Here is a 12,433-nt window from a genome sequence, read left to right on the forward strand (position 1 = left end):
CAGAGACGTGATATATTTCAGGAAAAAAGAGAGGTAACAGGATGAACGGCAGTAAGGTAGATTTGATTCTTAAGGAGTTGATGGAGCGCTATCCGGTACTGATGCCTGTAAAAGAGGACATTTTTAAGACATATGAAATTCTCAGGGATGCCTTTTTGCAGGATGGAACGCTTCTCATAGCCGGAAACGGCGGAAGCTGTGCGGACAGCGAGCATATTGTGGGGGAACTGATGAAGGGGTTTGTAAAACGGCGTCCGGTGACTTCTGCCTTTGAACAGAAGCTTAAGGAGGCAGAGCCGGAGCTTGGAGAGGAACTGGCAAAGCGGCTTCAGGGGGCTCTTCCTGCCATTGCCCTTACGGGTCATCCCGCCCTTTCCACAGCCTTTTTAAATGATGTGGACGGAAGCATGGGCTTTGCACAGCAGGTCTATGGTTACGGAAGAAAGGGAGACGTATTTTTAGGAATTACCACCTCCGGAAATTCAAAGAATATCCTGTATGCAGCAGCTGTGGCAAAAGCAGCAGGCTTAAAGGTCATTGGCCTTACAGGAAGGGATGGCGGCCGTTTAAAGGCGATGACGGATGCCTGTATTGTGGTTCCGGAGCAGGAAACCTTTAAGATACAGGAATTTCATCTGCCGGTTTATCATGCCCTGTGCCTGATGTTAGAGGAGTATTTTTATGAGGTATAAGCACGTGTTTGCCATTCCGGCCTATGGGCAGTCGCCCTGGCTGGAAACCTGTATCCGCTCTTTAAAGACTCAGAGCCAGCCGTCGCCGGTTATCCTCTGTACATCTTCTCCCAGTGAATTTTTAGAGCAGATGGCAGAGAAGTATGAGCTGCCCCTTTATGTGCGCCGGGGAGAGAGCAGCATCCGGGATGACTGGAATTATGCCTATGAAATGGCAGATGGGGAATATGTGACGATTGCTCATCAGGATGATGTGTATCATAAGGAGTATGCGGCAGAGCTTTTGAAGGCAGCCGGAAAATGGCCGGATATGACGGTTTTCACAACGGATTACGTGATTACAAAGGGCGGAAAAACCATTACAGGAGACAGGCTTTTGTGGGTGAAACGCATCCTGCGCCTGCCTCTTCGCTGTCCTGCGTTTAATGGCTTTACCTGGGTAAAACGCCTGCCTTTGATGCTTGGAAACTCCATCTGCTGCCCTGCGACCACCTACCACAAGTCCCTGTTGGGAGAACCTCTTGTGCGTTCTGAGTACAGCTACGCGTTAGACTGGGATAATCTGGTGCAGCTTGCAGAGCGTCCGGGCCGTTTTATCTGCCGTGAAAAACCTCTTATGTACTATCGGGTTCACGACGGGGCGGCGACAAAGGCCTGTATGGAGGATAACCGGAGGGCAAAGGAGGAACGGGAAATGTTTGCCCGTTTCTGGCCGGAGCCGGTGGTCCGGTTTTTGATGCGGGGATATGCCTCTGCATATAAGGAATACGAGTAAAGGAAATGTTTCAGGATGTGCGGCATCAGACGAAGAGAGATGAAAATGGTCCTGGTTCTGCTCTGGGCAGCCGGGGCCATTGTGCTGGGAATCGGAGTATTTGAGCTGTTTTTAACCGGTTCTCTGGGGGAGATACTGAAAAAAGAGGAAACAAAGACCATGCTGGCCCAGGTGCTGGCCGTATTTTTATGGAACCTTCTGTGGCTTTCCAGAGTAAAGAACCGTAAAGCCCAGATTTTGGGAATCAGTGTGGGAAGCCTTCTGTTTGCCTGGTGTCATCAGATGCTTGTTCCTGCTGTTATATCAGGAGTGTGGATTGCAGTTTTAATCTGTCTGGGAAGATGGCTGAACGGGTGGCTGATGGGAGGCCGGAAAAGGATGCAGGATCTGACCAGGAAAGAATGGGAGAATATCCACTGGGCAGAGACTCTGGCTCTGGGCCTTGTAACAGGAAGCGCCTTATGGATGGTCATTGTCTGCGTGATTTCCCTTACAGGCCATGGAGGAGTTCCCTTTTGGCGGATTCTGGCCCTGATCCTTACTGCGGGAACACTGGCGGTATGTGCGGCAATCCAAATCAGGAGAAAAAATGAGAGCAGAAAGCAGCAGGAAAGAAAAGCGATTCCGAACAGAGAGGCCTTCTGGCAGGCTGTGCTTCCGGATACCTTCCCACAGGCTCTTTTATGGGCGTTTATCCTTACCATGGTTCTTTTGCAGGCAGGACGGCTGAATATAGAGCTGGATTATGATTCCCTTCACTACGGCCTGCGTTCCGGTTTTGTGCTGGATAATGGGAAGGGAATTTATGAAAACCTGGGAATGAATAATCTGGTGTACAGCTACAGCAAGGGGCTGGAGGTTTTAAACCTTCCGCTGTCAGGTACTCCTACCTATGGTTTCGTCCTGGCTTTTTCCTTCTGGACAACTGTGGGAACAGTGCTTCTGGCTGGACATATAGGCGGGAGAAACGGCGGAAAAACCATGGCTTTGTGGACAGCCGCTGTATGTGCTGCCATTCCGGGCATTATGAATATGGCAGTGTCTGCAAAGAGCGACAGCATTACCCTTTTGTACCAGCTGATCATTTATGATTTCCTCTGCCTTGCCATTGGTAAGAAGGAGCAGGGGAAACAGGCGGTTCCATGGCTGCTCTTTGCAGTGGCGGCTTATATTGTGACCCTTGTTTTCAAGCCTACCGCACTGGTGTTTTCTACGGCACTGGGCGCGGCAGGACTGTTATGCCTGCTGCTTGGGAAAAATTTAAAAATTGGAAATAAAAGGGGAGTTTTCCTCTGGATGCTTCCGCTTATGGCTGCAGCCGGATTGTGGTACCGCACATGGAGGATCACGGGAGTACCGATCACTTCTATTTTTGCCGGAATGTGCGAAAAGATCGGTTTTGAGGTAAAATATCCCTTTAATTTTTCACGGGTCATCGGGGATCCCTGGGCTCTGTCGGCAGGTGAGAAGGCAGAAAGGCTCATGGAGCGTCTGAAAGGGATTCTTCTTGCACCTGTGGGAGAAGATATGGATCATGTGATCATTGCCTGGGGAACGGGGCTTGTGACCATCCTTCTCATTTTGTGGTGCATAAACCTTATTTTCCGGCTTCGCTCAGGAAAGCAGTCCGGGCTTTTTATGAACAGTCATGACCGGTTTGACGGCGTTCTTACAGGAATCCTTCTGGCAGGCTCTGTTTTAAGCATTTATACATTGAGCCAGGTGGACGGAAATTATTTTATGCTGGTATATGCGGTTCTTGGAATCAGCGCAGTGCGCATGACAGGGGCGTGGATAAAAGCCCGGAAAGAGGCAGGGAATCAATGGGCTCACAAAAGCCTCTGTTTTCTGGCGGTTCCATTTTTTCTATTCAATACGCTGGTATCCTGCACCACCAGCTGGGCCGGCACACCGGGCTTTACCCCTGTGAAATGGACCGGGCCGGGCTGCTATAACCACAGGACAGAACAGAACGAGCGGAAAATACGCCGGGGCTATGAAGCGCTGGCAGCCAGCTTTTCACCCAGAGACCGGGTACTGGCTTTTGGATACCACCCTGAGGTGCTGGATTTAAACTGCTGTGTTCAGAGCTATTATGATGTGACCGGCAGCGGGGGAGATGTTTATCTGGTAAAGAAGCTTGCGTATTTTGAAGAATTTCTGGAATATGCAGGGGTTGACTATTTCTTTGTCCAGGCTGGATATCTGGCCGATCGGGCAAGGGCCTTTGAAATCGTTGAAGACATGATCGAAGAGGGAACCCTGCGGGATCTTACCTTTGAGTGGGGAAATATGAAAGCCCGTGTGGCTTTAGATGAAAAAACAGAGGAGCTTCAGACAGAGGAGGCGGAGCGCTTCCGCCAAAACTACTGTATGAGAGAGAACGGATTCCGGTAGGCGTCCGGCAAACACACCTGAATAAAGGAGGCAGAAGCATTGGAAGCAAAGGACAGAATAAAATTCAGGATCGGATTTTCCAGAATGGAGAAAAAATATGAGTGGAAGGATCATCTGATCTTTATGGGACTGCTTTTCGGGCTGGCTGTGTGGGTCAACCGGGGAATCGAGATCAAGGGCCTTTATATGGATGACCTGTATTTCTGGTCCTGCTACGGAGAGCAGAGCTTTCTGCAGTATGTATTTCCCATGGGAAGTACCCGTTTCCGCTTCCTTTATTATCTGGCAGCCTGGCTGGAAATGGCTGTGGTGGGAAATCATGTGTCATGGTTCGTACCCATTAACATCCTTTTAAACGGAGCTCTGGCCTGCTATCTGTATGGAATTGCCTGCAGGCTTTCCGGAGCAAAGGCCATTGGATTTTTTACAGGCGTCATGTTTTTATCCAGCCGTATGGCCTATTATCAGATCGGACAGGTGCTGGGGCTGATGGAAACCATGGCGCTGTGGATGGCAGCGGCAATTTTGTGGAATCTGTACCGGTATATCAATGAAGATCACAGAGACAGCCTGTTTTTAAAGGCCTGTCTGCTGTATTTTGGTGTCTGCTTTGTCCATGAGCGTTATATGGCTCTCTTTCCTCTTCTCATTCTGGCCTTGATCGCGGTCCGGTGCAGACGGCCTGTCTGCATTGTGGGAGCGGTGGGAAGCTTCGGGCTGGTTCAGCTCATCCGGGCCTTTACCATCGGTACGGTGCTTCCGGCAGGAACGGGAGGCACTCAGGTGGCAGAAACATTAAATATCCCTCAGGCCATTGGCTTTGCCTTCAGTCAGGCAGCTTACATTTTCGGGATCAATGCGGGATCGGAGCACTTAAACGGCTGCCACTGGGGCCAGAGCCCTTTTTGGGTTAAGCTTTTGGTGATCCTGGCAGATCTGGCGGTTCTTGCCATTGTGCTTGGTTTCCTTGTAATGTTGTTTGGAAGAAAAAGGAAAGAAAAACGGGCGGCCCTTTGGGTAAATGTCCTTTTATTTACGGGCTTTATTGCGCTTAATGTGGCATCCTCCAGCGTTACGATCCGTGTGGAACTGCGCTGGATCTATGTATCCTTAGCGGGTGCATTGCTGTTTCTGGCCTGGATGTACGGCGAGCTGACAAATGGAGTGAAAAAAGAGCTTTATCTGAAGCGCATCTGGCCCTGGGGCGTGCTCTTTGGAGCCTATGTGCTTTTCATGTTCCCTGTGGAGCTTTTTTACAGAGGCTGCTATCCAAAGCTTTATCTCTGGCCAGATCAGCTGCGCTATAATTCTCTGGCAGAAGAAACTTATGAAAAATATGGGGATGAGATTTTCGGAAAAATCATCTATATCATGGAAGACACCTATGAGATGAGTGATTTTACAGCCAGAACCTTCTTTAAGGTCTTTGACAAAAAGAGACTGGCCGAGGGAACGCAGGTAAAGAAGATTGAAAGCATCCGCGACATCGGACTGGTGGATGACAGTATGCTGGTGCTGCGGGAGGATCCGGAGCACAATGGTTTTCAGGATATTACAGATTTTGTAAGGGATTTAAAGCTCAAGGTGGATTACGGCTACTATGAGGACGGCTGGATGGATGAACACGCCTCTCTGACCGTGATGGCGGGAGAAGAAGGGATCATTGATCTGGAAATCATGTATCCCGGCATTATGAGCGGCGGAGAAATGATTACCATTACAAAGGATCAGGAGGAGCCCTTAAAGCTTCCCCTTCACTTCAGTGTGGTGGATGCGCGCCTTACGGCCAGCCCCTGGCAGCTGGTGCACCTGACCTTTGACTATAATTTTTATATGCAGAATGCGATGGAGCAGAGGGGCGAAGACCGGCTGGCAGCTATTGTTCACATTTCGGCAGAATAAAGCCGGAAATAGCCGGGAATTTTGGAGGTAACGAATCATGAAGGCAGAAACAAACAGAAAAGACGTATACAGAAAGGCGCTCTGCCTTCTGATTCCCGCAGTGGGGCTGGCGTTTCTTTTATGGTACATCAAAAATGCCACCTGCGATGTGGTTTATTCCGATTATATCCGCCTGGTAAACAGCTACCTGCCGGATGTCTATGATCCGGACCGCTTTTTTGTGCCCGATGTCCTGACAAGAATTCCTATTAACTATCTGGGACGGATCATCAATGTGGAGCTGTTTGGCTTTTCCATTACCTTTGACCGGGTTCTGGGGGCTGTAAGCACAGCGCTTGCGGCCTGGGTATTCGGCCTGTATTTTATCCGTCACAAGCTGGGGAGCATATGGCTTTTCCTTATAATGGCCGTGACATTCAGCCTGAATCAATGGGAGATGCTTACAAATGGAAGCGGCTGGTCCCACTTTTTTGCCTTTGCCTGTTTTTATTACCATGAATTGGTTTTTGACCGGGTGTGGACGGGACAGGAGAAGAAAGGAGATACCCTTCGCATGATCCTGCTGCCAGTACTTATTATCCTTGGAACTGCAGGGCCGTACTGCGCAATCTATGCGGTGGTAATGATCCTGGCTTCAGCAGCGGGAATTGTAAGAGACCTGTGGAGAAAAAAACAAAAGCAGTCAGAATGTTCCGCTTTGGAAGGGGAAAAAGGGTTGGGATCTAAGGGGGATTTTCGCAGGTATCTGACATTTCTTTTTGCAGTTTTGATTCCCCTTCTGCTTTATATCCTCAGCAATTCCTTTGCGGTGGAGGAGCACGCCGGAGCGACGGGCCGTTCCCTGGGAGAGCTTTTAATGGATGCGCCCTCCTTTCCGGTGCGTTTTCTTTTAAAGTCTCTGGCGGGAATGCTGATCGGAGGAGAGGAGCTGATCCAGTGGATTTCAGACGGGAAAATCACAGATGGGTTCTGTTATCTTTTGGGGCTTTTTGTGGCGGCAGGCTATCTGTGGGCTTTATGGATGAATCTGCGGCACAAAATTTATGAGAGATCCCTTTTCCCTATGATGCTCCTTACGGGAGGCGCCTTAAATCATGTGCTGATCTTTTTATCCAGATACATTTTTGAAAAGGAAAACTATGCGTTAAGCTCCCGGTATGCCCTGCAGTTTCAGGTGGGGATTCTGGGAATTATCCTGACCTTTGCCCTGGCAGTACAGATGAAAAGCAGGCTCTCTGCAGCCGGCCGCATCTTTGGGGCCGTATTCTGTATTGCAATCCTTCTGGGAAATGGTTATACTACATATCGTGAGATAGAAAAAGCGCCTTACCGGGAAGAACGGTTTGAGATGATGAGGGAGCTTGCCCCCCTGATGCCGCACCTGACCGATGAGGAGATGATGGAGATGAATCCCGCAGCCCCGGATCTGTATGAATACCGCAAGGGAACGGACAAGCTGCGAAAGGCATTTGAGATATTGGAAGAGAATCAGTTGAATGTATTTCGCTAATGGAGGAGATTCGATGAAAGTTGTAATATTAGCAGGGGGCTTCGGCACCCGTATCAGTGAGGAAAGCCACTTAAAACCAAAGCCCATGATCGAGATCGGTGAAAAGCCCATCCTGTGGCACATTATGAAGTATTATTCCGAATTCGGCTACCATGATTTTGTGATCTGTCTGGGCTATAAGCAGTATGTGGTAAAGGAATTTTTTGCAGACTATTTCCTTCACACCTCAGATGTGACCTTTGATCTGGCAAATAACCGGATGGAGGTTCACAATAATTATTCCGAGCCGTGGAAGGTAACTCTGGTGGATACGGGACTTAACACCATGACAGGAGGCCGTGTAAAGCGGATTCAGCCCTATATCGGAAACGAGCCCTTTATGCTTACATACGGGGACGGGGTTTCTAATGTGGACTTAAAGGCCCTGGCAGACTTTCACAAATCCCATGGAAAGATTGCCACGATTACGACCGTAAACCTGGGCCAGTCAAAGGGTGTTTTAAATATTGATGATAATGACAGCGTACTTTCCTTCAGGGAAAAGGATGACAATGACGGAGCGCTGATCAACGGCGGCTTTATGGTGCTGAATCCGGAAGTATTTGAATATTTAAAGGATGATACTACAGTTTTTGAGAGAGAACCCATGGAGCGGCTGGCGGCAGAGGGACAGATGAAATCCTTCTATCACAGCGGATTCTGGCAGTGTATGGATACACAGAGAGAGATGAAAAAGCTGGAGGCCTTATGGCAATCGGGAAATGCGCCTTGGAAAATATGGAAGGATGACAGAAAGGATCTTAAGCCATGACAATTGAGGAATTAAAGGAATTTTATGGAAATAAAAAAGTTCTGATCACCGGACACACGGGCTTTAAAGGTTCCTGGCTTACCCGCATCCTGACTCTTTCCGGGGCAGAGGTTACGGGCTATTCCCTGACTCCGCCTACGGATCCCAGCCTTTTTGAAATTGCCGGTCTGGAGGACACTATAAAGAGTGTGGTTGGAGATATCCGCGACCTGGAGCATTTAAGCCGCGTATTTGAGGAAACCCGGCCGGAGATCGTATTTCATCTGGCAGCCCAGCCCATTGTGCGGGAATCCTATCAGGAGCCGGTTTACACCTATGAAACAAATGTAATGGGTACGGTAAATGTATTAGAGTGCGTCCGCCGGACGGAGAGCGTGCGTTCCTTTTTAAATGTGACTACGGATAAGGTTTATGAGAACCGGGAGTGGGAGTATGGCTACCGGGAGTGTGACAATCTGGATGGCTATGATCCCTATTCCAACAGCAAATCCTGCTCCGAGCTTGTGACCCACAGCTATAAAAAATCCTTTTTTGAGGACGGACGTTGCGCCATTTCTACCGCACGGGCGGGAAATGTGATCGGCGGAGGCGATTTTGCCGCAGACAGGATCATTCCGGACTGTGTGAGGGCAGCTGCGGCAGGAAAGACCATTATTGTCCGCAATCCCTATTCCACCCGGCCGTATCAGCATGTGATGGAGCCTCTGGCTGTTTATCTGGCCATTGCCATGAAGCAGTATGAGGACAGAACCTTTGAGGGGTATTATAATGTAGGCCCGGACGACAAGGACTGTGTGACAACGGGAACGCTGGCAGATCTGTTCTGCGCAGCCTGGGGACAGGGACAGACCTGGGAGAACCGCTGGATGGGCGGCCCCCATGAGGCGAATTTCCTGAAGCTGGACTGCTCAAAGATCAAGCATACCTTTGGCTGGACGCCCAGATATGGCGTAAAGGAAGCAGTGGAGAAAACTGTGGAATGGTCAAAGGAGTATCTGGAGGGAGCGGATATGACAGAGGTGATGGACCGCCAGATCCGCGAATTTTTCATTTCATAGGAAAGGGCGTCCTATGGAATAAAAACGCTCCGCGGGGAGTGCCCTGCGGCGTTCCTATGAAATAGAATCAAGGAGGAAAACATATCATGTTTGAACATATGACCGAAGAACAGGCAAGAGCGCAGATTCTGGAGCAGGTAGCCGGATACTGCGATACCTTTCATAAAAAGGCGCCATACAGAGAAGGCGACAGGATTCCCTATGCGTCCCGCGTTTATGACCATGATGAGATGGTAAATCTGGTGGACAGCGCTCTGGAATTCTGGCTGACTTCCGGACGTTATACGGATGAATTTGAGAAAAAGCTGGCAGGATATCTGGGAGTAAAATACTGCTCGCTGGTAAATTCCGGCTCATCTGCCAATCTTCTTGCCTTTATGACCCTGACCTCTCCGCTGCTTGGAGAGCGCCGCATCAAACGTGGGGATGAGATCATCACCGTAGCCTGCGGCTTTCCTACCACCGTGGCTCCGGCTATTCAGTACGGCGCCGTTCCTGTATTCGTGGATGTAACCATTCCTCAGTATAATATTGATGTAACCATGCTGGAAGCGGCCCGGTCTGAAAAGACAAAGGCAGTGATGATCGCCCACACTCTGGGAAATCCATTTAACCTGAGGGCGGTAAAGGCCTTCTGCGACAAATATGATCTGTGGCTTGTAGAGGATAACTGTGATGCTCTGGGAACCCAGTATACCATGGAGGAGGATGGAAGCGAGGTTACAAGATTTACGGGAACCATCGGAGATATCGGAACCTCCAGTTTTTATCCGCCCCATCACATGACTATGGGTGAAGGCGGAGCTGTGTATACAGACAACGGACTTTTAAACCGCATTATGCGCTCCTTCCGTGACTGGGGACGGGACTGCGTATGTCCTTCCGGCCGCGACAATATGTGCGGACACCGTTTTGACCGCCAGTACGGCGAGCTGCCTTTAGGCTATGATCACAAATATGTATATTCTCATTTAGGCTACAATTTAAAGGCAACCGATATGCAGGCTGCCATCGGCTGCGCCCAGTTAGACAAGTTCCCGTCCTTTGTAGAGCGCCGCCGCCACAATTTTGACCGCTTAAAGGCTGCTCTGGCAGGCACGGAGGACAAGCTGATTCTTCCTGAGGCCTGCGAGCACGCAAGACCCAGCTGGTTTGGCTTCCTCATCACCTGTAAGGAAGGCACAGACCGCAATCAGGTGGTTCAGCATATTGAGAAAATGGGCGTACAGACCCGTATGCTCTTTGCAGGAAACCTGGTAAAGCATCCCTGCTTTGACGAGATGCGAAAGAACGGGGAGGGCTTCCGCGTTGTGGGAAGTCTGGAGCATACGGACCGGATCTTAAAGGATACCTTCTGGGTAGGCGTATATCCCGGTATGACGGACGAGATGATCGACTATATGGCAAAGACCATCCGTGAAGCCATTGCCTGACAGGAACGGAGGTCGAGGACAGTATGGCACAGACATACGATATGACAAAGGTCCATGAGGCCAATTTAAAGATATTAAAGGAGCTGGACCGGATCTGCAGAAAGTATAAGATCCGGTATGCCCTGGATGCGGGAACCCTGATCGGCGCAGTGCGCCACAAGGGCTTTATTCCCTGGGATGATGATGCAGATGTGGTTCTGATCCGGAGCCAGTACGAGGCGTTAAAAAAGGTTATAAAAAGGGAACTTCCCGATACCATGGAGCTTTTGGAGCCGGACAGCTACCGGGGCGGCCGGGCATTTTATGACTTTACTCCCCGTATTATTTATAAAAACAGCCAGGTTCATCCGGACAGCGACCGGATGGACTATTATGAGGGAAAGTTAAACCATCTCTGGGTAGACCTCTTTATTCTGGATAAGCTGCCCGAGGGAAAGCTGGCGTCTGAGATGACCCGCTTTATCCACAAGGCCATCTACGGCCTGGCTATGGGGCACCGCCATGATCTGGATTATAGCAGATACAGCCTGCTTCACAAAATTTTTGTAGGAGGACTTGCCACAGCAGGAAAGCTGATTCCCCTAAAGTGGATCATTTCCATGCAGAAATGGGCTGCCTTAAAAGACAGAAAGAGCAAAGGAAGCCGGTGGTATTACAGTAATTACCAGCCGGATTACCTCTATGTAACTCTGGAGGATGACTGGTGCACCAAGACGGAGGATGCGCCTTTTGAAGATACGCAGCTGATGATCCCAAAGGGGTATCATCAGGTACTTACAGAGGTTTACGGCGACTATATGCAGCTGCCTCCTGAGGACAAGCGGGTTCCAACCCATTCCAGCCAGCAGATCCGGGTATTTGACTGAATATGATAAAGGAGAACCATCCTTTGAGTGAAGATAGAAGCAATCTGAAAAAAAAGATTCTTTCCGTGGTCGTGTCTGTTTACAATGAGGAACAGGCGCTGAAGGAATGTTATACAGAGATGAAGAGAGTGCTGGATACTCTTTCCTGGGATCATGAGCTGATTTTTGTAAATGACGGAAGCTCAGATGGCAGCCTGGAGGTGCTTAAAGCCCTGGCTTCAGAGGATCAGAAGGTAAAGCTTATCAGCTTTTCCAGAAATTTCGGACATGAGGCAGCCATGATCGCGGGTCTGGATTACAGCACAGGCGACGGAGTGGTCTGCATGGATGCAGATCTGCAGCATCCCCCGGAATGTCTTCCCCGGATCATCAGGGCCTTTGAGGAGGGAAACGAGGTAATCAGTATGGTGCGTACCCGAAACAAAAGCGCAGGCCTGATCAAAAATATCACCAGCTCCGGATTTTACTGGCTGATCAACTGCATTTCGGATGTTCACTTTGAGCCTAATGCCTCTGACTTTTTTGCGGTCAGCCGTTCGGTGGCAGAGGTTTTAAAAGGGAATTACCGGGAAAAGGTGCGTTTCCTGCGGGGCTATGTCCAGAACGTGGGCTTTCAGAAAACTACTCTGGAATATGAGGCAGGCGTGAGGGTGGCAGGAGAGAGCAAGTACAGCTTAAAAAAGCTGTTTATCTTTTCGGTTAATACCATCCTCTGCTTTTCCAATATGCCCTTAAAGCTGGGAATTTACGCTGGAATCTTATCGGGAGCAGCCGGGATGGCAGTTCTGGTCTATACGCTCTTTACCCGTCAGGGAGCTCCCAGTGGATATGCTACCATTGTGGTGCTGATCTGCTTTATGTTCGCCATGATGTTTCTGCTCATCGGCATCATCGGAGAGTATATCGCCATCCTTTTTACGGAACTGAAGGATCGTCCGGTATATATTGTGAGGGAGACGGCGAATATAGAACACAATTAAAGATAAATA

The 12,433-nt window shown here is 49.5% G+C and carries 10 protein-coding genes; all 10 read left to right on the top strand.

Features of this window, described 5'->3' with window-relative positions; translation table 11 throughout:
• The first annotated feature begins 41 nt into the window (after positions 1–41).
• The 10 genes from ACZM6M_RS00445 to ACZM6M_RS00490 all read left to right on the top strand — a co-directional run bounded on the left by ACZM6M_RS00445 (position 42) and on the right by ACZM6M_RS00490 (position 12,424).
• Positions 42–692 (top strand): D-sedoheptulose-7-phosphate isomerase, encoded by a 651-nt coding sequence (locus tag ACZM6M_RS00445; protein ID WP_337433545.1) that lies wholly within the window; start codon positions 42–44, stop codon positions 690–692.
• Positions 682–1,467 carry a glycosyltransferase family 2 protein gene (locus ACZM6M_RS00450; protein ID WP_489489337.1) on the top strand — a complete coding sequence of 262 codons (786 nt, stop codon included), beginning with the start codon at positions 682–684 and terminating at the stop codon, positions 1,465–1,467. Before ACZM6M_RS00445 ends, ACZM6M_RS00450 begins: the two co-directional genes overlap by 11 nt.
• 15 nt (positions 1,468–1,482) lie before the next feature.
• Positions 1,483–3,864, top strand: coding sequence for a hypothetical protein (locus ACZM6M_RS00455; RefSeq protein WP_489489339.1), 2,382 nt, complete (start codon positions 1,483–1,485; stop codon positions 3,862–3,864).
• A 39-nt stretch (positions 3,865–3,903) separates the two neighbouring features.
• Positions 3,904–5,766 carry a hypothetical protein gene (locus tag ACZM6M_RS00460; protein ID WP_489489341.1) on the top strand — a complete coding sequence of 621 codons (1,863 nt, stop codon included), beginning with the start codon at positions 3,904–3,906 and terminating at the stop codon, positions 5,764–5,766.
• Positions 5,767–5,803: 37 nt separating this feature from the next.
• The gene (locus ACZM6M_RS00465; protein ID WP_484076327.1) at positions 5,804–7,276 is read left to right on the top strand and encodes a hypothetical protein; all 1,473 of its coding nucleotides are present in this window, start codon (positions 5,804–5,806) and stop codon (positions 7,274–7,276) included.
• A 13-nt stretch (positions 7,277–7,289) separates the two neighbouring features.
• A complete protein-coding gene (rfbF, locus tag ACZM6M_RS00470; RefSeq protein WP_066545966.1) occupies positions 7,290–8,087 on the top strand; it encodes a glucose-1-phosphate cytidylyltransferase in 798 nt (265 codons plus the stop codon).
• Positions 8,084–9,145 carry a CDP-glucose 4,6-dehydratase gene (gene rfbG / locus ACZM6M_RS00475; protein ID WP_340276481.1) on the top strand — a complete coding sequence of 354 codons (1,062 nt, stop codon included), beginning with the start codon at positions 8,084–8,086 and terminating at the stop codon, positions 9,143–9,145. The genes rfbF and rfbG overlap by 4 nt, the downstream gene beginning before the upstream one ends.
• Before the next feature lie 83 nt (positions 9,146–9,228).
• Positions 9,229–10,578 (top strand): lipopolysaccharide biosynthesis protein RfbH, encoded by a 1,350-nt coding sequence (gene rfbH / locus ACZM6M_RS00480; RefSeq protein ID WP_179297097.1) that lies wholly within the window; start codon positions 9,229–9,231, stop codon positions 10,576–10,578.
• A 23-nt stretch (positions 10,579–10,601) separates the two neighbouring features.
• A complete protein-coding gene (locus ACZM6M_RS00485) occupies positions 10,602–11,444 on the top strand; it encodes a LicD family protein (RefSeq protein ID WP_066545977.1) in 843 nt (280 codons plus the stop codon).
• Positions 11,445–11,467: 23 nt separating this feature from the next.
• Positions 11,468–12,424 carry a glycosyltransferase family 2 protein gene (locus ACZM6M_RS00490; RefSeq protein WP_337932287.1) on the top strand — a complete coding sequence of 319 codons (957 nt, stop codon included), beginning with the start codon at positions 11,468–11,470 and terminating at the stop codon, positions 12,422–12,424.
• Positions 12,425–12,433 lie beyond the last annotated feature (9 nt).

The organism is Enterocloster sp. (genome assembly GCF_057861365.1).

Bases quoted from the DNA above. Each gene is read 5' to 3' on its own strand.
- ACZM6M_RS00445 (WP_337433545.1), top strand. From the start codon at position 42: ATGAACGGCAGTAAGGTAGATTTGATTCTTAAGGAGTTGATGGAGCGC.
- ACZM6M_RS00450 (WP_489489337.1), top strand. From the start codon at position 682: ATGAGGTATAAGCACGTGTTTGCCATTCCGGCCTATGGGCAGTCGCCC.
- ACZM6M_RS00455 (WP_489489339.1), top strand. From the start codon at position 1,483: ATGTGCGGCATCAGACGAAGAGAGATGAAAATGGTCCTGGTTCTGCTC.
- ACZM6M_RS00465 (WP_484076327.1), top strand. From the start codon at position 5,804: ATGAAGGCAGAAACAAACAGAAAAGACGTATACAGAAAGGCGCTCTGC.
- rfbF (WP_066545966.1), top strand. From the start codon at position 7,290: ATGAAAGTTGTAATATTAGCAGGGGGCTTCGGCACCCGTATCAGTGAG.
- rfbG (WP_340276481.1), top strand. From the start codon at position 8,084: ATGACAATTGAGGAATTAAAGGAATTTTATGGAAATAAAAAAGTTCTG.
- ACZM6M_RS00485 (WP_066545977.1), top strand. From the start codon at position 10,602: ATGGCACAGACATACGATATGACAAAGGTCCATGAGGCCAATTTAAAG.